Annotated in this window: 20 protein-coding genes and 1 pseudogene; 14 read left to right on the top strand and 7 right to left on the bottom strand. The window is 72.9% G+C overall.

Annotated features, from left to right (window positions below):
- Window positions 1-50 precede the first annotated feature (50 nt).
- The 4 genes from L3X23_RS22835 to L3X23_RS22820 all read left to right on the top strand — a co-directional run bounded on the left by L3X23_RS22835 (window position 51) and on the right by L3X23_RS22820 (window position 3,727).
- Window positions 51-602 (top strand): TetR/AcrR family transcriptional regulator, encoded by a 552-nt coding sequence (locus tag L3X23_RS22835; protein ID WP_093086534.1) that lies wholly within the window; start codon window positions 51-53, stop codon window positions 600-602.
- 64 nt (window positions 603-666) lie between these two features.
- Window positions 667-2,085 (top strand): adenylosuccinate lyase, encoded by a 1,419-nt coding sequence (purB, locus tag L3X23_RS22830; RefSeq protein WP_237194389.1) that lies wholly within the window; start codon window positions 667-669, stop codon window positions 2,083-2,085.
- Window positions 2,082-2,915, top strand: coding sequence for a phosphoribosylaminoimidazolesuccinocarboxamide synthase (locus L3X23_RS22825; protein WP_237194387.1), 834 nt, complete (start codon window positions 2,082-2,084; stop codon window positions 2,913-2,915). The genes purB and L3X23_RS22825 overlap by 4 nt, the downstream gene beginning before the upstream one ends.
- A gap of 71 nt (window positions 2,916-2,986) precedes the next feature.
- Complete coding sequence (locus L3X23_RS22820; protein ID WP_237194386.1) at window positions 2,987-3,727, top strand: DUF2334 domain-containing protein; 741 nt, start codon at window positions 2,987-2,989, stop codon at window positions 3,725-3,727.
- A gap of 24 nt (window positions 3,728-3,751) precedes the next feature.
- Here the strand turns inward: L3X23_RS22820 and L3X23_RS22815 are convergent, their stop codons facing one another.
- Together L3X23_RS22815 and L3X23_RS22810 are read right to left on the bottom strand one after the other, a co-directional pair.
- Window positions 3,752-4,690, bottom strand: coding sequence for a zinc-binding dehydrogenase (locus L3X23_RS22815; protein WP_237194385.1), 939 nt, complete (start codon window positions 4,688-4,690; stop codon window positions 3,752-3,754).
- A 17-nt stretch (window positions 4,691-4,707) separates the two neighbouring features.
- A complete protein-coding gene (locus L3X23_RS22810; protein ID WP_237194384.1) occupies window positions 4,708-5,340 on the bottom strand; it encodes an MBL fold metallo-hydrolase in 633 nt (210 codons plus the stop codon).
- A gap of 23 nt (window positions 5,341-5,363) precedes the next feature.
- On the opposite strand from L3X23_RS22810, the gene purS reads away from it, so the two are divergent.
- From purS to L3X23_RS22785, 5 genes are all read left to right on the top strand, one after another.
- Window positions 5,364-5,594 (top strand): phosphoribosylformylglycinamidine synthase subunit PurS, encoded by a 231-nt coding sequence (gene purS / locus L3X23_RS22805; protein WP_093086491.1) that lies wholly within the window; start codon window positions 5,364-5,366, stop codon window positions 5,592-5,594.
- Entirely contained in the window at window positions 5,591-6,253 is a 663-nt protein-coding gene (gene purQ / locus L3X23_RS22800) for a phosphoribosylformylglycinamidine synthase subunit PurQ (protein WP_237194383.1), read from the top strand. Before purS ends, purQ begins: the two co-directional genes overlap by 4 nt.
- 94 nt (window positions 6,254-6,347) lie before the next feature.
- Window positions 6,348-7,499: a PP2C family protein-serine/threonine phosphatase gene (locus L3X23_RS22795; protein ID WP_237194381.1), complete on the top strand. Its 1,152-nt coding sequence runs from the start codon at window positions 6,348-6,350 to the stop codon at window positions 7,497-7,499.
- On the top strand, window positions 7,496-9,103 hold the full coding sequence (locus L3X23_RS22790) for an ATP-binding protein (protein ID WP_237194379.1): 1,608 nt from the start codon (window positions 7,496-7,498) through the stop codon (window positions 9,101-9,103). Before L3X23_RS22795 ends, L3X23_RS22790 begins: the two co-directional genes overlap by 4 nt.
- Window positions 9,100-9,549, top strand: coding sequence for a response regulator (locus L3X23_RS22785; protein WP_237194377.1), 450 nt, complete (start codon window positions 9,100-9,102; stop codon window positions 9,547-9,549). The genes L3X23_RS22790 and L3X23_RS22785 overlap by 4 nt, the downstream gene beginning before the upstream one ends.
- 88 nt (window positions 9,550-9,637) lie before the next feature.
- On the opposite strand, the pseudogene L3X23_RS22780 reads toward L3X23_RS22785, so the two are convergent.
- Window positions 9,638-10,911 (bottom strand): annotated as a pseudogene (locus L3X23_RS22780) (integrase core domain-containing protein).
- 215 nt (window positions 10,912-11,126) lie between these two features.
- Here L3X23_RS22780 and L3X23_RS22775 point away from each other — a divergent pair.
- Window positions 11,127-12,299, top strand: a complete 1,173-nt coding sequence (locus L3X23_RS22775) for a DUF222 domain-containing protein (protein WP_237194375.1) — start codon at window positions 11,127-11,129, stop codon at window positions 12,297-12,299.
- Window positions 12,300-12,319: 20 nt separating this feature from the next.
- Here L3X23_RS22775 and L3X23_RS22770 read toward each other — a convergent pair whose 3' ends face one another.
- From L3X23_RS22770 to L3X23_RS22755, 4 genes are all read right to left on the bottom strand, one after another.
- The gene (locus tag L3X23_RS22770; protein WP_237194373.1) at window positions 12,320-12,694 is read right to left on the bottom strand and encodes a hypothetical protein; all 375 of its coding nucleotides are present in this window, start codon (window positions 12,692-12,694) and stop codon (window positions 12,320-12,322) included.
- Window positions 12,695-12,760: 66 nt separating this feature from the next.
- Window positions 12,761-13,105 (bottom strand): hypothetical protein, encoded by a 345-nt coding sequence (locus L3X23_RS22765; protein ID WP_237194371.1) that lies wholly within the window; start codon window positions 13,103-13,105, stop codon window positions 12,761-12,763.
- A 1-nt stretch (window position 13,106) separates the two neighbouring features.
- A complete protein-coding gene (locus L3X23_RS22760) occupies window positions 13,107-13,802 on the bottom strand; it encodes a thermonuclease family protein (protein ID WP_237194369.1) in 696 nt (231 codons plus the stop codon).
- Between the two features lie 58 nt (window positions 13,803-13,860).
- Complete coding sequence (locus L3X23_RS22755) at window positions 13,861-14,400, bottom strand: dihydrofolate reductase family protein (protein WP_237194367.1); 540 nt, start codon at window positions 14,398-14,400, stop codon at window positions 13,861-13,863.
- Between the two features lie 91 nt (window positions 14,401-14,491).
- On the opposite strand from L3X23_RS22755, the gene purL reads away from it, so the two are divergent.
- The 4 genes from purL to purF all read left to right on the top strand — a co-directional run bounded on the left by purL (window position 14,492) and on the right by purF (window position 20,970).
- Window positions 14,492-16,759 carry a phosphoribosylformylglycinamidine synthase subunit PurL gene (purL, locus tag L3X23_RS22750; protein ID WP_237194366.1) on the top strand — a complete coding sequence of 756 codons (2,268 nt, stop codon included), beginning with the start codon at window positions 14,492-14,494 and terminating at the stop codon, window positions 16,757-16,759.
- Window positions 16,760-16,766: 7 nt separating this feature from the next.
- Window positions 16,767-17,099 carry a sterol carrier family protein gene (locus L3X23_RS22745; RefSeq protein WP_237194365.1) on the top strand — a complete coding sequence of 111 codons (333 nt, stop codon included), beginning with the start codon at window positions 16,767-16,769 and terminating at the stop codon, window positions 17,097-17,099.
- 122 nt (window positions 17,100-17,221) lie between these two features.
- On the top strand, window positions 17,222-19,381 hold the full coding sequence (locus L3X23_RS22740) for a bifunctional diguanylate cyclase/phosphodiesterase (protein ID WP_237194360.1): 2,160 nt from the start codon (window positions 17,222-17,224) through the stop codon (window positions 19,379-19,381).
- A gap of 35 nt (window positions 19,382-19,416) precedes the next feature.
- Window positions 19,417-20,970 carry an amidophosphoribosyltransferase gene (gene purF / locus L3X23_RS22735; protein ID WP_237194358.1) on the top strand — a complete coding sequence of 518 codons (1,554 nt, stop codon included), beginning with the start codon at window positions 19,417-19,419 and terminating at the stop codon, window positions 20,968-20,970.
- Window positions 20,971-21,033 lie beyond the last annotated feature (63 nt).

The raw sequence follows: 21,033 nt of genomic DNA, 5'->3' as shown, positions 1-21,033 counted from the left end.
GACGATCACCGCTCACGACCGCGGGGCCGGCCTGATGGGAGACTGCGCCGGTGGCGACGCAGAAGGGGGAGCGGCGGCGGCAGGCGCTCACCGAGGCGGCCGGTGAGCTGCTGCGCGAGGGCGGGTTCGACGCGCTGCGCCACCGCGCGGTGGCCGAGCGGGCCGGGCTGCCGCTGGCGTCCACGACGTACTACTTCGACTCCCTCGACGACCTGATCACCGCCGCCGTCGAGCACACGAGCCGCCAGGACCTCGCCGCCGGGCGGGCGGCGCTGGAGTCCGCGGCCGAACCGCTCGACGTCGTGCTCGACCAGCTGCTGGGCAGCGCCTCGCGCGACGGGGGACTGGACGCGGTCCTGCTGCGCTACGAGCAGCTCGTCGGCGCGGGCCGCAGGCCCTACCTGGCTCCCCTGATGCGCAGGCTCCGCGGCGAGCTCGACGGGCTGCTCGCCGAGGCCTTCGCCCGCGCGGGGCACCCGCTCGATGCCGACGGGCTGCGCCGGGTCGTCGAGACGGTGGACGGCGCCGTCATCTCCGCGCTGATCGAGGCCGCACCCGATCCGCGCGCCGTGGCCCGGGCCGCGCTGCTCCGCAGCCTGTGAGCGGTAAGTGGTGCCAGAGCACCACTTACCGCTCACGACCGCGCAGCGCATACCATCTGTGCACGTGATCCCCAACGTCCTCGCCGCCCGCTACGCCAGCCCGGAGCTCGTCGAACTCTGGTCGCCCGAGCACAAGATCGTGCTGGAGCGCAGGCTCTGGATCGCGGTGCTCAAGGCGCAGGCCGACCTCGGGGTGGACGTCCCGGCGGAGGCCGTCGCGGACTACGAGCGGGTCGTCGAGCAGGTGGACCTGGCGTCGATCGCCGAGCGCGAGCGCGTCACCCGCCACGACGTGAAGGCCCGGATCGAGGAGTTCAACGCCCTCGCCGGCCACGAGCACGTGCACAAGGGCCTCACCAGCCGGGACCTGACCGAGAACGTCGAGCAGCTGCAGATGCGGCTGTCCCTGGAGCTGGTCCGCGACCGGACCGTGGCGATCCTCGCCCGGCTCGCCCGCCGCGCCGCGGAGTACTCGGACCTGGTGATGGCGGGCCGCTCGCACAACGTCGCCGCCCAGGCCACCACCCTCGGCAAGCGTTTCGCCTCCGCGGCGGACGAGCTGCTCGTCGCCTACCACCGCCTCGAGGAGCTGCGGGCCCGCTACCCGCTGCGCGGGATCAAGGGGCCGGTCGGGACCGCGCAGGACATGCTGGACCTGCTCGACGGGGACGCGGGCAAGCTCGCGCAGCTGGAGACCCGGGTCGCCGAGCACCTGGGCTTCGCCGGGGTGTTCACCAGCGTCGGTCAGGTGTACCCGCGCTCGCTGGACCACGAGGTCACGAGCCTGCTGGTGCAGCTCGGCGCCGCGCCCTCGTCGCTGGCCACCACGATCCGGCTGATGGCGGGCCAGGAGCTCGCCACCGAGGGCTTCAAGCCCGGCCAGGTCGGATCGAGCGCCATGCCGCACAAGATGAACACCCGCTCCGCGGAGCGGATCAACGGGCTGCAGGTCGTGCTGCGCGGCACCGCGAACATGGCCGCGGAGCTGGCGGGCGCGCAGTGGAACGAGGGGGACGTGTTCTGCTCCGTCGTCCGCCGGGTCGCCCTGCCGGACGCGTTCTTCGCCCTCGACGGCCTCTACGAGACCACTCTGACCGTGCTCGACGAGTTCGGCGCCTACCCCGCCGTCATCGCCCGCGAGCTGGACCGCTTCCTGCCGTTCCTGGCCACCACCAAGGTGCTGATGGCCGCGGTCCGGGCGGGCGTCGGCCGCGAGACCGCCCACGAGGTGATCAAGGAGCACGCGGTCGGCGTCGCGTTGGCGATGCGCGAGCAGGGCCTGCTGGAGAACGACCTGCTGGAGCGCCTGCAGCACGACGCGCGCCTGGGGCTGCCCGAGGGCCTGCTCGACGGGCTGCTCAAGGACCCGCTCTCCTTCACCGGCGCGGCGACGGCGCAGGTCGCCGCCGTGGTGGCGCAGGTCGCCGAGATCACCGACGCCCACCCCGAGGCCGCCGCCTACACGCCCGGAGCGATCCTGTGAAGCTGCTGCACTCGGGCAAGGTCCGAGACGTCTACGAGGACCGGGGCGACATCATCCTGGTCGCCTCGGACCGGCTCTCGGTCTACGACGTCATCCTCCCGACGCCGGTCCCGGACAAGGGTGCCGTCCTCACCGCGCTGTCGCTGTGGTGGTTCGAGCGCGTGGCGTCGCTGGTGCCGAACCACGTCCTCTCCGCGACCGACGTCCCGGAGGAGTTCGCAGGCCGCGCGGTGCGGTGCCGACGGCTGGAGATGCTGCCGGTCGAGTGCGTGGCCCGCGGCTACCTGACCGGCGGCGGGCTGACCGAGTACCGCGCGACGGGGTCGGTGTCCGGGGTGCCCCTTCCCCCCGGCCTGCAGGACGGCTCCCGGCTGCCCGAGCCGATCTTCACGCCGTCGAGCAAGGCGCCGATGGGGCAGCACGACGAGGCCATCACGTTCGCGCAGGTCGAGGACCTGGTGGGGGCGGAGACCGCCGCCCGCCTGCGCGACCTGACCCTCGAGGTCTACCGGCTGGGCGCGGAGATCACCGAGAAGAACGGGATCCTGCTCGCGGACACCAAGCTGGAGTTCGGGCGGGACGCGGCGGGGGAGATCGTCCTCGGCGACGAGGTCCTCACCCCGGACTCCTCCCGGTTCTGGCCCGCCGACGACTGGGAGCCCGGCCGCCCCCAGCACAGTTTCGACAAGCAGTACGCCCGCGAATGGGCGGTCTCGACGGGGTGGGACAAGACCGAGCCCGGCCCCGAGGTGCCGCCGGAGGTCGTGGCCGCCGTCCGGGCCCGCTACATCGAGGTCTACGAGCGCATCACCTCCCGTGAGTGGCGATAGTCGTCAGAGCGACGATTGCCACTCACGGGGGTTTTGCGGCTCGTTCATCTCCGCAGCGTTCGCTGACGACCATGCCCGCTCGACTGGTGGTCTCCCTGTCCGGGCTCACCGACGCCCGCTCCGACGCTCTCGTCACCGCCCGCACCCTCGCCGCCGACCTGGACGCGCGGGGCGTCCCGTTGACGCAGCTGGTCCAGCCGGCCTCGCCCGCGGGTCCGCCGTCCGACGCGCTGCTGGACTGGGTCGGCGAGCGGGGCGACACGATCGCGCTGCACGGCTACGACCACACCCCGGACCCGGCACGCCGCGGCGGCGTCGGGCGGAAGGGCGAGTTCTCCGCACTGCCGCGCCATGAAGCCGGCCTGCGCCTGGTCGCGGCCCGCCGCGCGCTGAGTGCGCTCGGGCTGACCACCGAGATCTTCGCGGCGCCGCGCTGGCTCGCCTCGCCCGGCACCGTCGACGCGGCCCGGGAGCAGGGCTTCCGGATGTGCCTCGACGACACCGGCGTCCACCTGTTCGACGACGGCGTGGTGCTCCGCGCCCGCGCCCTCGGCTTCCGCCTCGACCAGGCCGTGTCCGATGCGGCCCGCAGGCGCGCCGAGTCCTGGCGCGCGCGGATCCTGCACACCGAGGCCGTGCGGATCGCCCGCCGGGCGGGCGTGGTGCGGATCGGTGTGCGCGCGAAGGACCTGCGCCGCCCGGCCCGGGTCGCCGCGGTGCTGGAGACCGTCGACGCCGTCCTCGCCGCGGGGGCCTGGCCCACCACGTACGCGAGCCTGTCCGCGGTCGCTCCGGGCACCCGCATCGCCTGAGCCGAGCCCGACTCGCGGACCCGGTCAGGGCAGGAGCAGGGCCTTACCCGCGATCTCGCGGTTCTCCAGCGCGGCGTGGGCGTCCGCGGCCTTCTCGAGGGGGAACTCCCTGCCGACCACGGGGTGCAGGCGCCCGGCCGCGGCCTCGGCGAGGACGCGTTCCTGGCGGGCGCGGCGGCCGTCGGCGAAGTCGGCGAGCTGCGCCACGCCGCGGACCTCCACGTCCGGGGTGGAGCGGGTGACGGGCGCTCCGCCCGCGGTGCCGTAGCCGGAGTACCGGCCACCCTCGGCGACCAGCCCGAACGCCTCGGCGCCCAGGGTTCCGCCGACGCCGTCGAACACCACGTCGACCTGGCCGACGCGGCGCCGGACCGCGTCCGCCCAGCCGGGCTCGCCGTAGTCGACCGCCAGATCCGCCCCGAGCGAGCGGACCAGGCCGAGCTTGGGTCCGCGGGCCGCGCCGACCACCCGGGCCCCCGACCGGCGCGCGAGCTGCACGAGCACCGAACCGGCCCCACCCGCCGCGGGCAGGACCAGCACGGTCTCGCCCGGGCGCACCCCGACCGCGCCGACGAGCGCGAGCGCCGTGCCGCCGTCGTGCAGCAGGGCCATCGCGTCGGCGAGGTCGAGCCCGTCGGGCACCGGGACCAGCGACGGGACCGGCGCCGCCACCTCTGCGGCGTAGGTGCCGGGCCCGTCGACCAGCACCCGCCGCCCGACCCACGACGGCTCCACGTCCGGCCCGACCGCCAGGACCCCGCCCGCGGCGCCGCGGCCGGGCACGTAGGGCGGGGTGATGCCGAACGCCGGCGCCCCACCCCGCCGGATCAGGGTGTCCAGGAACAACACCCCGGCCACCTCGACCCCCACCAGCACCTCGCCCGGCCCCGGCACCGGCGTCGGCAGCTCCACGGGCCGCAGCACCGACGGTCCCCCGAACTCGTCCACCCTGATCGCACGCATGCGAACAGGGTCCGACCTCAAGTCGACTTCAGGTCAAGGGCCTCGCCGCGGGGCGCCACCGTCACGGCTGTCCCGGCCGGGGCCAGCGCCTCGAACATGCCGTAGTGCAGGGCGGGGTTCGCCAGCACGGCCTCGTGGATCGGCACGGCCTGGCGCGGTGCCACGGCACGCAGGTAGTCGACGGCCTCGGAGACCTTGAGCCACGGCGCCCCGGTGGGCAGGAGCAGCGTGTCCACCGGCCGGTCGACCGGGGTGTAGGAGTCGCCGGGGTGCAGGAGCGAACCGTCGATCAGGTAGGCGTTGTTGCGGACCACCGGGATGTCGGGGTGGATCACGGCGTGGTCGCCGCCGAGCACCTCGACCGTGGCGCCCGCCACGGTGAGCGTCTCGCCCGGGGTGACGGTCTCGGCGTCGACCGAGAGCTGCTCGGCCGTCTGGGAGTCCACGATCAGGCGGGCGGCGGGGTTGCCGCGGCGCAGGTCGTCCAGCCGCTCCGGGACGACGTGGTCGAAGTGCTGGTGGGTGACCAGGATCGCGTCGAGCCCGGTGAGGCCCTCGAAGTCGGACGAGAAGGCGCCGGGATCGAGGAGGATGCGGGCCGCGCCGGTGTCGACCAGCACACACGCGTGCCCGTAGTGGGTGAGCTGCATGGACGACACCGTAGGCTGGAAACGTGGCGAGAGTGGTCGTGGACGTGATGCCCAAGCCGGAGATCCTGGACGTGCAGGGCCAGGCGGTCTCCCGTGCGCTCACCCGAATCGGCGTGTCCGGCATCGAGGTGCGGCAGGGCAAGCACTTCGAGCTCGAGGTGGACGACTCGGTGGACGACGAGACGCTGCACCGCATCGCCGGTGACCTGCTCGCCAACCCCGTGATCGAGGACTGGAAGGTGACCCGGCTGTGAGGATCGGGGTCATCACCTTCCCCGGCACGCTCGACGACGTCGACGCCGCCCGCGCCGTCCGTTACGCGGGCGCCGAGGCCGTGTCCCTGTGGCACGGCGACCACGACCTGCAGGGCGTGGACGCGGTCGTCGTCCCCGGCGGGTTCTCCTACGGCGACTACCTGCGCGCCGGGGCCATCGCGAGCCTCGCGCCGATCATGCGCGAGGTCGTCGACGGCGCCGCGAAGGGCCTGCCGGTCCTCGGCATCTGCAACGGCTTCCAGATCCTCTGCGAGGCGGGCCTGCTCCCCGGCGCCCTGACCCGCAACGAGAAGCTGCACTTCGTGTGCCGCGACCAGGCGCTGCGGGTGGAGAACGCCGACACCGCCTGGACCTCCGGGTACGGCGCGGGCGAGGAGATCGTCGTCCCGGTGAAGAACGCCGAGGGCCGCTTCGTCGCCGCCCCCGAGACGCTCGCCGAGATCGAGGGCGAGGGGCGGGTCGCGTTCCGCTACGTCGGCGGCAACCCGAACGGCTCCACGAACGACATCGCGGGCGTCACCTCGGCGAACGGTCGGGTCGTCGGGCTGATGCCGCACCCCGAGCACGCGATCGACCTGCTCACCGGCCCGTCGGTCCAGGGGCTGGGCCTGTTCACCTCGGTCCTCGCGGCGGTCTGAAGGGGCCTGCCGGCGCAGCGGGATCACCCGGCCCGGCGCTGCCGCGTGCGCGGACACGTCCTAGGCTGACTCTCTCCCCGACGAGAGGTCGTCCGTGTCCCGAGACCTACCCGAAACGGCCGGTCAGCGGGTCCTGCTGGTCGAGGACGACCCGGGGGACGTCTTCCTCGTCCAGGAGCTGCTCGCCGAGGTCGACCCGTCGGTGCGGGTGTCGGTGGCGCAGTCGGTGCCGGCGGCGATCGAGCTGCTGCCGGGCGTCGACTGTGTGCTGCTCGACCTGAACCTCCCCGGCAGCAGCGGCCTCGACGGCCTGCGCGAGCTGCTGCTCGCCGATCCCTCCGCCGCGGTCTGCGTCCTCACCGGGCTGGACGACGAGTACCTCGGCATCGCCGCCGTCGGCGCCGGCGCCCAGGACTATCTGGTCAAGAACAAGGCGGACGGGGCGGTGTTGATCCGGGCGATCCGCTACGCCGTCGAACGCCGCCGGTCGGAGGCCAGCATGGTCCGGCTGCGCGAGGAGCAGCTGGTCGCGGCCGAGTCGGTGCGCCTCGAACGCGGCCTGCTGCCGAACCTGCTGCTCGAGGGCAGCGCCGTGCACGGCAGGCAGTTCTACCGCTCCGGACGCACCCGCGCGGTGATCGGCGGGGACTTCTTCGACGCCGTCCGCGGCCCGTCGGGCACCGTGCACGCGATCATCGGAGACGTCTCCGGCCACGGACCCGACGAGGCCGCCCTCGGCGCGTTGCTGCGGGTCTCCTGGCGGGCGCTGGTGCTGGCCGGGGTCGACGAGCCGCAGGTCCTGCCGAAGCTGCAGGAGGTGCTGGTCAGCGAGCGCCACGAGAGCATGCTGTTCACCACGGTCTGCACCGTCGTGATCGAGGGGTCGCGGGTGCTCGTCCGGTCCGCGGGGCACCCGCCGCCGATCTCGCTGAAGCCGGGGCCGGTGCCGCTCAGGCCGCGCATCGGCGTCCCGCTGGGGGTGCTCACCGACACGAAGTGGGAGCCGCAGACCATGGAGCTCGGGCCCGGCTGGAGCCTGCTGCTGTACACCGACGGGCTGATCGAGGGCCGCGGGCCGCGCCCGAACGAGCTGCTCTGGCAGGAGGGTCTGGTGGAGCTCCTCGCCGAGGAGCGGGACGTCCCACCCGCCGAGCTGCCCGCCCGGCTCGTCGAGCGGGCCGAGGAGACCAACGGCGGCCCGCTCGCGGACGACGTCGCCATCCTGCTCCTGGCGGACCTGGCATGAGCGAGGTCCGCCGCTTCCCGCTGCGACTGCACCCCGCCGCGCTCGGGGACGCCGAGAACCGCTGGACGCTGCGGCGCTGGTTCACCGTCGGGGCCACGGTCGTCGGGGTGCTCTCGCTGATCGCCGTCGGGCTCGGGACGTGGGCCGTGGTGCGCATCGGCGAGGCCCGTGACCTGCTGTTCGACCAGGTCTCGCCGGTGGTGACCGCCGCGCAGACCGTCAACGCCGCGCTCGTCGACCAGGAGACGGGCCTGCGCGGGTTCACCCTCTCACCCGAGCCCGTGTTCCTGGAGCCCTACACCACGGGGGTCCGGGCCGAGCGGGATGCCGCCGCCGCGCTGCGGGCCGTCGACGGGCTGCCCGCGCAGCAGGAGTACCTGGACGCGCTGGACCGGACCGAGCAGCTCGCGCAGCGGTGGCGGGCCGAGTTCGCGGAGCCCGCGATCGCGGCCGCCCTCACCGGGCAGCCGGGGCCGGACCAGGCCGCGGGTCGGGTGCTGTTCGACCAGGTCCGGGACGCGGGCGCCGACCTGAGCGCAGCGGTCGACGAGAGCCGCCGGACCGCCCGCGGCCAGCTGGACGGGGCCATCGCGTTCGTGGCGATCGTCGGGATCGCGATCACCGTGATGGCCGCGCTGTTCGTGCTGCTGGCCTCGCTGGGGCTGCGCAACGTCATCCTCCGGCCGCTGCGCAGGCTGGCCGCCTCCACGCGGGAGGTCGTCGACGGAGACGTCGGGACCGAGGTCCGGGGCAGCGGGCCGCGCGAGATCGTGGCGCTCGGGGCGGACGTCGAGGCCATGCGCGCGCACATCCAGCGCGAGGTCGACCAGCTCCACGACGCCAACGCCCGGCTCGACGAGCAGACCCGCGACCTGGCGCGCTCCAACCGCGACCTGGAGCAGTTCGCCTACGTGGCGAGCCACGACCTGCAGGAACCGCTGCGCAAGGTGTCCAGCTTCTGTCAGCTGCTGCAGCGCCGCTACGGCGGGCAGCTCGACGACCGCGCGGACCAGTACATCGCCTTCGCCGTCGACGGGGCCCAGCGCATGCAGACCCTGATCAACGACCTGCTGGCGTTCTCCCGCGTCGGGCGGACCACGTCCGGCTTCGAGCCGGTCGACCTGGGTGCGGTCGCGCGCACGGCCGCGGGCCAGCTCGCCGCCGCCCTCGAGGACACCGAGGGGGAGATCGTCGTCCCCGAGGACCTGCCGACGGTGCCGGGCGATCCCGGGCTGCTGCAGGCGCTGTTGTTCAACCTGTTCGGCAACGGGCTCAAGTTCCACCGCGCGGACGTCGCCCCGGTGGTGCGGCTGTCCGCCACCCGGGTGGACGACGAGTGGGAGCTCGCCGTGTCGGACAACGGGATCGGCATCGAGCCCGAGTTCACCGACAAGATCTTCGTCATCTTCCAGCGGCTGCACGGCCGGGACGTATACGGCGGCACCGGCATCGGGTTGGCGCTGGCGAAGAAGATCGTCGAGTTCCACGGCGGGCGGATCTGGGTCGACCACGGCACGATCGACGAGCCCGGCACCACCTTCCGGCTGACCCTCCCCACGGTCCAGCCGGCCGCATCGACCCCGCTCGTGAAGGAGCCCGTGTGACCTCCGCAGCCCTCACCGATCCGGCCCGGATCGTCAACGTGCTCCTCGTCGAGGACGACCCCGGCGACGTCCTCATGACGCGTGAGGCGTTCGAGGAGCACCTGCACAACCGGCTCGACGTGGTGACCGACGGCGACGCCGCGCTCGCCTACCTGCGCTACGAGGAGCCCTACACCGACCACCCGCGGCCGGACCTCATCCTGCTCGACCTCAACCTGCCGCGCCGGGACGGGCGCGAGGTGCTGGCCGAGATCAAGAACGACGAGCAGCTCCGCTCGATCCCGGTCATCGTGCTCACCACCTCCCAGGCCGAGGAGGACGTGCTGCGCAGCTACCAGCTGCACGCCAACGCCTACGTGACCAAGCCCGTCGACTTCGACGGCTTCATCGAGGCCATCAAGCAGATCGACCACTTCTTCGTCAGCGTGGTCAAGCTGCCCAACTGACCGTGAGCGGCGATCGTCGCCGGGGCGACGATCGCCACGCACGTGGCAGTCGTCTGTGATGTCTCAGGACATGGGTGACAGTTCTGCATCAGGACATCGGTGACAGTTGGTGTGTCAGGACTTCGGTGACACTGCCGGGTTCTTGGGTCGTCGTCCGCGTGGGCGGCCGTTCCCGACGTAGCTGATGCCGGGGGCGGGTCTGGTGCGTTCGGCGAGGATCTCGCCGTCGAGGTCGGTGATGATGATTGTGTCGCCGGGCTGGTCACCGTCGCTGACGGCGAGGACTTGCTCGAACGCACGCTCGCCGCCGATCTTGTAGAACACCTTGTCGAGGTGGATGACTCCGGCGGAACTCACCGTTCTCAGCCGTGTGCCGGCGGGTAGAGCTGCGGGCGGAGTAGGCCGGGGCGTCGCCGAGGGCAGCGGCGGCCGATAGACGGGACGGTCGGGTTTCGGGCGGGGTGGATCGGCTTTCGGGGTGGCCTCCCACGCGGCCGCCGGTGTGGTTCGCCCGGGCAGTCCCTGGTGAGGGCGTTCGGTGTTGTAGATGTGGTCGAATGCGTCGATCTGGGCCTGGAGCTGGGTGAGCGTGTCGGCCAGGGGTTGCTTGTCGAGGTAGCGGAACAGGGTCTGGTGGAAGCGTTCGTTCTTGCCCTGGGTGGTCGGCTTGTACGGCTTGCCGGTGATCGCCTCGGTACCCAGCGCGGTGACATGTGAGACGAGTTGCCCGACCAGGCCGCGTCGCGTCGGGTTGAGCGCGAGCCCGTTGTCCGACAGCAGCCGTTGCGGGACGCCGTGTGCGGCCACGGCCTTGTCGAAGACCGCGATCGCGTCGCGGGCGGTCTCGCCGGGCGCGGCGTGAGAGGCGACCGCGTAGCGGGAGTGGTCGTCGATGAGCTGGAAGATCACACACCTTCGTCCGCCCGTGAGGACGTACTCGGTGGCGTCGAGCTGCCAGCAAGCGTTCGGTGCCGGGTAGACGAACCGCCGCCACGCCGAGCGGGGCTTCTTGCGTGGCTCGCGGCGGGCGACACCGGTCTCGCGGAAGATCCGCGCCAACGACGCCGTCGAGGGCACCGAGGCCAGGCCCATCGCGGCCATCTTGTCGTGCACGCTGATCGGGCCGTGGTCGAGCCCGGACGCCTCGAGCGCGGCCCGCACCGCGACCGCCTGGGCTTTGACCTGCTCGGTCAGCGTCGACGGACTCGACCGCGGCCGCCGCGACCGGGGCTCCAGCACGGCCGCTGGCCCCTCGGCTCGGACACGCTTGCGCAGCGCGTAGAACGACTTGCGGGAGATGCCGTGCTCGAGGCAGAACGTCGAGACCGCCCCGCGCGGCGCGTCGTCGGGCCACTGCGAGATCGCAAGTCGGACACGGGGATCGATGGGTTCCTGGGCGGGCACCGCCGCAGCCTCGCGGCCGAAGTGTCACCACCAAGAACACCCACAGTGTCACCGATGTCCTGATGCAGACTCGTCACCTATGTCCTGAGACATGGCACACGTGGCAGTCGTCCCTTCTCGGCTGGATCGAACATGTGTTCGATTTAAGGCTGTTGAGCTGCTATGATATCCGCATGACCACCACCCTCGCGGACCTTCCGACGGCGACACGTGTCGTGCCGTCGCGGGAGGAGCGGGCCGCGGGGTTCGGGCGGATCGAGCGGCTGGTCGCGTTGCGGAACCGGATCGACGCCGAGATCGCCGAGGAGGTGCGGGCGGCGGCGCAGCGGGAAGTCGAGGCCCGTCTGGAGGAGGCGCTGGCCGATCCCGAACGGGTCGAGGCGAGCATCGTCGGGCAGCTCGGGCTCGCGTTGCGGGTCTCGCCAACCCGGGCCCGCACCCAGCTGCGACTCGCCCGGGACCTGCACGCCGGGTTGGACACGATCCGGGAGGCGTTCTCCGCGGGGGAGCTCGACGAGCGGCGGGTCGCCGCGATCGTCGCCGCGGCCAGACACCTGAGCTCTGACGAACGGACCGAGCTGGACCGTCGACTCACCGCCCACGACCTGCCCCTGCTCGGGGTGCGGCGGATCGCCGACCTCGCCCGGACGGTCGCGGCGGCGGTGGCACCGGAGACCTTCGCCGAACGAGCCCGCGCCGCCCGCCGGGACCGGCACGTCACGATCTCCCCCGCCGAGGACGGGATGGCGGTGTTGCGGGCGCTGCTGCCGATGGAGCAGGCCATCACCTGCTACGCGGCATTGCGCAAGGCGGTCACCGAACACTGGGTGTCCCCGGAGCCGGTGACCCGCACCCGCGGACAGATCATGGCCGACACACTTGTTGCCCGCCTCACCGGAGAGTCTGCAGCCACACCGGCGCAGGTGGAGATCCACGTCCTCGTACCGGTCGAGTCCCTGCTGGACCCCGACTCGCCGCTGCCCGCGGAGATCCCCGGGTTCGGACCCACCGCTCTGCTGGACGAGGCCACCTGCGTGGGGTGGCGGCGGCTGGTCACCCGGGACGGCATCGTGATCGGCGGTGACTCCCGCCGCCGCGCCTTCGGCGGAGTCCTCGCCGACTGGATCCGCGCCCGAGACCGCGGCCGCTGCACCGAACCCGGTTGCGACGCCCCGATCGAACACCTCGACCATCGCAGACGCTGGTCCGAAGGCGGCCCGACGAGCCTGGGCAACGGCCGCGGCACCTGCGCCTTCCACAACCAGCTCCGTGAACAACCCGGCTGGCACCTCACCGACCACACCACCACGACCCCCACCGGCCGCCGCTACACCCTGCGCACCTAGATCGGGCGGCCGAGTGAGTCTCAGAGCATCGCGTCGATCTCGGCGCGGTGGTAGCGCAGCGGGGTGGTGGGGAAGCCGTACTCGTCCTTGTGCAGCTCGGCCTGGCCGCACCAGCCGCAACGGCCCGAGGCGTCCATGACGGCCCGGGACTCCAGCTCGGAGCGGCGGTCGCCCGCGCCCTTGGTCAGGGCCTTGGCCTGCGGCGCGGCGACCACCGGGGGTGCCTGCTTCTTGCCGCTCACCTGCTTGTAGATCCAGTAGCCGCCCACCGGGATCGCGACGATCACCGCGAGCCCGATCACCCACTGCAGGAGCCCGACGACCACCGAGACGGCGATCCCCGCGAGCACCAACACCCCGACGATCTGCGCCACGCGCAGCAGGACCTTCGACATCTGCAGACCTCCCGGCTCGCCCTCGACGCTACCGAAAACCGGAGGTCGGGGACGGGGCCGTTCGGCTCACCGCCGGACCGCGTCCTCGATCTCGGCGCGGTGGAAGTCGGCAGGGCCCACGAGCATCCCCAGCCGGTCGCGATGGGCGAGCCGGGAGCCACACCATCCGCAGCCACCCGCGGCATCGACGACGGCGAGCGACTCGATCTCGCGGCGGCGGTCCGCCGCGCCCTGCACGGCATCCTGCTCGGCGGCACGCTTCTTCGCCGCGGAGACGCGGTCGTAGACGAACCAGATGCCGAACGGGACCGCCAGGATCGCGATGGTGATCAGCGCCCACTTCACGATCATCAGTACGAGCCCGATCAGGAGCAGGATCCCGACGAGCTGCCCCAGCCCACCCTTGCGCATGTCAGCACCACCACTTCTTCGCGCAGTATCCGCCGGTGAGCAGGCCGTCCGGCAGTCCCTGGTCGCCGGGACGGGGCAGCGGGAGGTCCACGTCGGTATCGATGTCGACGTCCGTGTCCCCCGATGCGGAGGACGTCACGGGATACGGATCGGCGCAGCTCTGTGGGCCGTCGTCGGCACTCCGCAGCGCAGCGAGGCGTGCCGCGGAGGCGCCGTGCTTCTCGTACACCGTGGTGTCGGGGTAGATCACGGCGTACTCGCCGAGGTCCCCGGTCGGGGTGGCGACGTAGGCGAGCTCGTTGCCGTGTCGGTCCGTGGTCACGCCCGGCTCCGTGGTGAGCGTGACCTGGGCGCCCGACAGCAGACCGCGTGCACGCGAGGTGGCCTCATCACCGCCGTAGGTACCGGGCTCGCAGGCATCGATGCCGAGGACCTGGATCGTGCGGCCGCCCGTCGTCTCGAAGGTGTCTCCGTCGACGACCCGGGCGACCGTGACCACGTCCCCGGTCGGCTGTCGGGCGACCGGGGCGGCGGCGCGCCCCGTGGTGGTCTGAGGAACCGTCGTCGCCGTCGAGGACGACGCCGTCGTCCGGGAGCTCGAGGAGGAGGACGTCGTCGCCGACGACAGGTCCGAGATCGCCACGATCACGAAGACGCCGGCGGCGATCCCCGTCCACACCTTGTAGGCCGTTCGCACGCCGACTCATCGCGGCTGTGGCGCCGAACGTGACCGCCGCTCCCCAGTTCTGATGACCTCAGCGGGTCTCGGGGGCGTAGACGAGGTGCAGCGTGCCGTTGCGCAACGTGGTGGCGGACTTCAGGGGGAGGGGGAAGGAGCCCGAGCCCTCGGGGAAGAGGCGGTCGCCCTTGCCGACGACGACGGGGTGGACGAGGAGGTGGAGCTCGTCGAGCAGGCCTTCGCCGATCAGGCCGCGGATCAGCGCGACGCTGCCGCTCATGCCGAGGTCCGCGCCGTCGCCCGCCTTGATCTCCCGCAGGCGCTCCACCCAGTCCGTGCCCAGGACGGTCGCGTTGCCCCACTCGGCGGACTCCAGCGTCGAGGACACCACGAACTTCGGCGGGGCCGCCATCTGGTCGGCGAACTCCTGGCCCGCGAGCGGGGCGAAGTGCTCCGCGAAGCCCGCGTAGGTGACCCGGCCGAGCAGCATCCGCGGCTGCATGAGCGAGCCGACGACGGCGCCGACCTCGTCGTCGAAGTAGGGGAAGTGCCAGTCCTGCGGGTCGGAGATGACGCCGTCGACCGACGTGAACAGGCCCGCGATGATCTTCGCCATGATGTGCTCCGGGGTTCGTGAGTGGATCGTCGAGGTGTGAGACCGGGCGGCCGGGCCGAACTCATCGGTGGGGCCGTTTACGCTGGTACCCGTGACCGAGCTCGACTCCCGCCCCGCCGTCGACACCGTCTCCCAGGCCGCCGCGACCCCGGACACGGTGCAGCCGTGGAAGGAGCTCGGCCTCAAGGAGGACGAGTACGCGCGCATCCGCGAGATCCTCGGGCGCCGTCCCACGGACGCCGAGCTCGCGATGTACTCGGTGATGTGGAGCGAGCACTGCTCCTACAAGTCGTCCAAGGTGCACCTCGCCTACTTCGGCGAGACCACCACGGACGCGATGCGCGAAAAGATGCTCGCGGGCATCGGGGAGAACGCGGGCGTCGTCGACATCGGGGACGGCTGGGCGGTCACCTTCAAGGTCGAGTCGCACAACCACCCGTCGTACGTCGAGCCCTACCAGGGCGCCGCGACCGGGGTGGGCGGCATCGTCCGGGACATCATGGCGATGGGCGCGCGCCCGATCGCGGTCGGCGACCCGCTGCGCTTCGGCCCGGCGGACGCGCCGGACACCGCCCGGGTGCTGCCGGGCGTGGTCGCGGGCGTCGGCGGGTACGGCAACTCCCTCGGCCTGCCGAACGTCGGCGGCGAGGTGGTCTTCGACGCCTCCTATGCGGGCAACCCGCTGGTCAACGCCCTGTGCGTCGGTGCGATGCGCACCGAGGACCTCCACCTGGCCTTCGCCTCCGGCGCCGGGAACAAGATCATCCTGTTCGGCGCGCGCACCGGGCTCGACGGCATCGGCGGGGTCTCCGTGCTCGCCAGCGAGACGTTCGGGGAGAGCACCGGCCGCAAGAAGCTGCCGTCGGTGCAGGTCGGGGACCCCTTCACGGAGAAGGTCCTGATCGAGTGCTGCCTGGAGCTGTTCCACGCCGGGTTGGTCGTGGGCATCCAGGACCTCGGCGGCGCGGGCCTGTCCTGCGCCACCTCCGAGCTGGCCGCGGCGGGGGACGGCGGCATGCACATCGACCTGGACCGGGTCCCGCTGCGCGCCGCGGGCATGACCCCCGCCGAGATCCTCTCCAGCGAGTCGCAGGAGCGGATGTGCGCGGTCGTCACGCCGGAGAACGTCGACGCGTTCCTGGCCGTGTGCGCGAAGTGGGACACCATCGCCACGGTGATCGGCGAGGTCACCGAGGGCGAGCGGCTGGTCATCGACTTCCACGGCGAGACCGTGGTCGACGTGCCGCCACGCACGGTCGCCCACCACGGGCCGGTCTACCGGCGTCCGCTCGAGCGCGGCGCCCACCAGGACGAGCTCGCGCGGAACACCCCCGACACGCTCCCGCGCCCGGAGGCCCCCTCCGAGCTGCGCGCCGAGATCCTGCGCATGGCGGCCAGCCCCAACCTGTGTTCGCGGGCCTGGGTCACCGACCAGTACGACCGCTACGTCCGCGGCAACACCGCCGCCGCCCAGCCCGCCGACGCGGGCGTGGTCCGGGTGGACGAGGAGACCGGCCGGGGGATCGCCGTCGCCACCGACTGCAACGCCCGCTTCGCCGCGCTGGACCCGTACGCCGGCGCGCAGCTCGCGCTGGCCGAGGCCTACCGCAACGTCGCGACCAGCGGTGCCGTGCCGCTCGCCGTGACCAACTGCCTGAACTTCGGCTCGCCCGAGGACCCGCACGTCATGTGGCAGTTCGCCCAGGCCGTGCGCGGTCTGGCGGACGGCTGCGCGCAGCTGGGCATCCCCGTCACCGGCGGGAACGTGTCCTTCTACAACCAGACCGGCACCACGGCGATCCTGCCGACCCCGGTCGTCGGCGTGCTCGGCGTGATCGACGACGTCGCGGCGCGGATCCCGTCCGGGTTCCGGAACGCGGGAGACGTCGTCGTCCTGCTCGGGCGCACGCACGAGGAGCTGGGCGGCGGCGAGTGGGCGCACGTCGTCCACGGCCACCTCGGCGGCACGCCCCCGACGGTCGACCTGGAGGCCGAGCGCAGGCTCGCCGAGCTCCTCGCCGCGCAGACCCCGACCGGCACCCACGACCTGTCCGACGGCGGGCTGGCCCAGGCCCTCGTCGAGGCGTCGCTGGTCGGTGGCCAGGGGGCGCGGGTGACCCTGCCGGGGCACGATCCGTTCGTCGCGCTGTTCTCGGAGTCGACGGCCCGCGTGCTGGTCACGGTCGCGCCGGAGGCCGCGGACGGCTTCCTCGCGGCGGCCGCGGCGGCCGGGGTCCCGGCCGAGCGCCTGGGCGAGGTCGGCGGCTCCGTCCTGGAGATCGCGAACGTCGGTGAGCTCCCGCTGGACGAGCTGCGCACCGCCTGGGAGGGCACCCTCCCCGCCCTCTTCGACGCCTGACGCGGCGATGACCGACCTGCTCGACGCCTGGCTGGACGGGGGCGCCGCCCCACCACGCTCGGTGATCAAGGAGGCGGTCAAGGAGTCCCTCGCGGCACTGGCCGAGACGGCCCCCGGACACAGCGTCGAGGTGCGGGTGGTGCCGTACGCGGCCATCCAGTGCATCGAGGGGCCGCGACACACCCGCGGCACCCCGCCGAACACCGTCGAGTGCGACGCCCGCACCTGGCTCGGGTTGGCCACCGGCCGTCTGAACTGGACGGACTCGGTCCGATCGGGCACGGTGAACGCTTCGGGATCGCGAGCCGCCGAGGTTGCCGACCACCTGCCGTTGCGCTGACGGGACACCCCGAAAGGGGGATCGTGGTGCACTCCCGGTGGAAAATCGCCTTCCCGAGGCAGAGGATTGACCACGATCGGGACAGTCGGACGGTCTCCGCGGGCGACGGGAGGTGCTGCGTGGTGGCAGCGAGTGACCTCCCGGGGCGCCCGGTGCGGCTCGTCGGGCTCGGCGAGCGCGCCGGGCCGGAGGTGCGGTCCCTGGCCCAACGCTGGATCGAGCTCCTCCCGAACGCCACCGTGACCGACGCGGGGGTACTCGCCGGGCTGCTGCTGCGCCTGCGCTCGGCCCTGCGCACCGAGCCCTTCTGGCCGCTCGCCGCCCGCGGGATCGGGGCGGACCTGGCCGCGTCCGGCTTCTGCGGGGACCGGGCCGGGATCGTCGGGTCGGCGCCGGAGGACGTGCTGCCCGGCTCGATCCGGCTGCTGCGGGAGGCCGCACCCGGTGCCCTGGACCTGACCGTGCAGGAGCACCACCGGCTCGTCCCCGCGCTCGACGAGTTCGCCGCCGGCTTCGCGGGCGGCCTGCGGTTCCGCGCCCACCAGGCCCAGGAGGACCTGCTGCGCTCCACGCTGCGGGCCCGCCGGGAGGTGGAGCGCGAGCTCGCCGAGAGCGAGGCCCACTACCGCACGATCTACACCCAGGGGCCGGTCGGCATCGCCGTCGCGACGCTGGACGGGGAGCTGGTCGACCTCAACCCGGCCGGGGTGCGGATGCTCGGGATGGTGGAGCGCCCCGCTCTGCCCGCGCCGGTGTCGGACTTCGTGCACCCGGACGACCTGGAGTCCTTCCTCGCCGCCTACGGGCGGCTGGCGTCCGGTACCGCGGAGACGGTCAGCCTGGACATCCGGTTCGCCGGGCCGACCCGGATGTGGGTCTGGGGGCACGTCACCGGGTCGCTGGTCCGGGACGACTCCGGACGCCCCAGCCACCTGATCGGCGTGATCGAGGACGTCTCGGAGCGGTACCGGCTGCGGTCCTCGCTGGTGGAGGCCTCGTCCCGGGACCGGCTCACCGGGCTGCCGAACCGCCACCTGACCGAGGTGGCCGTGCGGCAGGCCTTCGGCGGGTCCGCGGTGCGGGTCGGGCTCTGCGCGCTGGACATCGACGAGTTCCGCCGGGTCAACGAGATGCACGGGCACGCGGTGGGCGACGAGCTGCTCGCCGCGCTGGCCGACCGGCTGCGCACCGCGGCGGGCCCGCACCTGCTCACCCGCACCGGTGGGGACGAGTTCGCCGTGGTGCTCACCGACCCCGAAGGCGTGGGGGAGGTGCTGGCGGTGGCGGACCGGCTGCTCGCGGTCCTGGCCGCGCCCTTCCACCTCGGCGGGGCCTGGATCGCGGTGACCGCCAGCGTCGGGGTGGCCGAGGCACTCACCTCGACCGAGTGCACCGCGGAGCTCCTGCGGGCCGCCGGTGTCGCGCTGACCTGGGCGAAGGGGCAGGGCGGCGGCACCCGGGCGGTCTTCGACCCGGAGCGGGACGCGGGCGAGGCCGCCCGCTTCGCGCTACTGGCCAACCTGCGCGGCGCGGTGGACCGGGAGCAGTTCCGGCTGGTCTACCAGCCGCTCGTCCGGCTGTCGGACACGACGCTGCGCGGCATGGAAGCCCTGGTCCGCTGGGAGCATCCCGAGCACGGGCTGCTCGGCCCGGGTCGGTTCATCGAGCTCGCGGAGCGCTCGGGCGCGATCGTGCAGCTCGGCCGCTGGGTGCTCACCGAGGCCTGTCGGGAGGCCGCGCGCTGGCAGGCCGAGCTGGGTCGGGACGCGCCGTACGTGAGCGTGAACGTCTCGCCCGTGCAGCTGCCCGAGCAGGGCTTCGTCGACGAGGTCGTGGCGCTGCTGGACGGGACCGGCCTGGACCCGGACAAGCTGCAGCTGGAGATCACCGAGCAGGCCGTGCTGGCCGACGAGGCCGCCTCGATGGACGCCCTGTCGGCGCTGCGGTCCCTCGGCGTCCGCCTGGCGTTGGACGACTTCGGCACCGGCTACTCCAGCCTCGCCTGGCTGCGCAGGCTCCCGGTCCATGCGCTCAAGATCGACGGCTCGTTCATCGACGGCCTGCGGCACGAGCACCCCGACCCCGTCGACGAGAGCATCGTCGGTTCGTTGGTCGCGATGGCTCACGCCCTGGGGCTGGAGGTGACGGCCGAATGGGTGGAGACGCGCGTCCAGGCGGACCGGCTGGAAGCGCTCGGCTGCGACCTCGGGCAGGGGCGATGGTTCGGTGACGCCCGTCCCGCGGGATGGGTTCCCGCGGATTCGCCGCGTACCATCGGGTAAGCCCGCGCGCTGTCGACACCCCTGGAGCGAGTGCGTTGAGTTCCGACCGGAACCCCTCCGCAGCTGAGACCGACGACTCGCCCAAGGAGGAGTGCGGCGTCTTCGGCGTCTGGGCTCCCGGTGAGGACGTCGCCAAGCTCACCTACTACGGCCTCTACGCCCTGCAGCACCGCGGGCAGGAGGCGGCGGGCATCGCCGTGTCGGACGGCCGCCGCATCATCGTGTTCAAAGAGCTCGGGCTGGTCAGCCACGTCTTCGACGAGCAGACGCTCAGCTCGTTGAAGGGCCACCTCGCCGTCGGGCACTGCCGCTACTCCACGACCGGGTCCACGACCTGGGAGAACGCGCAGCCCGTCTTCCGCACCACCGCGTCGGGCAGCGGGGTCGCGCTCGGGCACAACGGCAACCTCGTCAACACCGCGGAGCTGCGGGACGAGGTCGCGGCGCTGGGCGGCAAGGCCTCCCGGATCCTGTCCACCACCGACTCCGACCTGATCTGCGAGCTGCTGGCCGCCACCGCCGCGGACACCGGGCTCGAGGAGGCCGCGATGCGGCTGCTGCCGCGCGTGCGCGGCGCGTTCTCACTGGCCTTCGCCGACGAGAACACCCTCTACGCGGCCCGCGACCCGCACGGCGTCCGGCCGCTGGTGCTGGGCCGCCTCGAGCGCGGTTGGGTGGTCGCGTCGGAGACGGCGGCGCTGGACATCGTCGGTGCCTCGATGGTCCGCGAGGTCGAGCCGGGCGAGCTCCTCGCGATCGACGCGGACGGTATCCGCAGCTCCCGCTTCGCCAGCCCCGAACCCAAGGGCTGCGTCTTCGAGTACGTCTACCTGGCCCGCCCGGACACCACGATCTCCGGCCGCTCGGTGCACGCCACCCGCGTCGAGATCGGACGGCGGCTGGCCCTGGAGTCCCCGGTCGAGGCCGACCTGGTCATCCCGGTCCCCGAGTCCGGCACGCCCGCCGCGATCGGCTACGCGCAGGGCTCCGGCATCCCCTACGGCCAGGGCCTGGTCAAGAACGCCTACGTCGGCCGGACGTTCATCCAGCCGTCGCAGACCATCCGCCAGCTCGGCATCCGGCTCAAGCTCAACCCGCTGCGGGACGTGATCCGCGGCAAGCGGCTGGTCGTGGTGGACGACTCCATCGTGCGCGGCAACACCCAGCGCGCGCTCGTCCGCATGCTGCGCGAGGCCGGGGCGCTCGAGGTGCACGTCCGGATCGCGTCGCCGCCCGTGCGGTGGCCCTGCTTCTACGGCATCGACTTCGCCTCGCGCGCCGAGCTGGTCGCCTCGGGGCTCGACGTCGAGGGTGTGCGCCGCTCGATCGGCTCGGACACCCTCGCCTACGTCTCCGTCGACAACATGGTCGCGGCGAGCGAGCAGCCCAGGTCGCGCCTGTGCTGTGCCTGCTTCGACGGGGAGTACCCGATCCCGCTGCCCGAGGAGGCGCGGCTGGGCAAGCACCTGCTCGAGACCCCCGCCCTCGACGCGAGCGGCGCGGCCTCCGGCGACCCCGGCCCCGTCCGGGAGGCCCCCGCGCCGCTGTCGGTGGGATACGGTGCTTCGGACGCCCTGAGCAGGCCGTAGGACCTCGGGCGCTTCTCCACACCGGGCGGGGACCACCGCCGCGAACGAGCAGGAACGAGAGCG

Source organism: Pseudonocardia sp. WMMC193, assembly GCF_021728735.1.
GTDB classification, from domain to species: domain Bacteria; phylum Actinomycetota; class Actinomycetes; order Mycobacteriales; family Pseudonocardiaceae; genus Pseudonocardia; species Pseudonocardia oroxyli.
The sequence above is the reverse complement of the archived record's forward strand: the minus strand, read 5'-3'. Positions and strand labels throughout refer to the sequence as shown.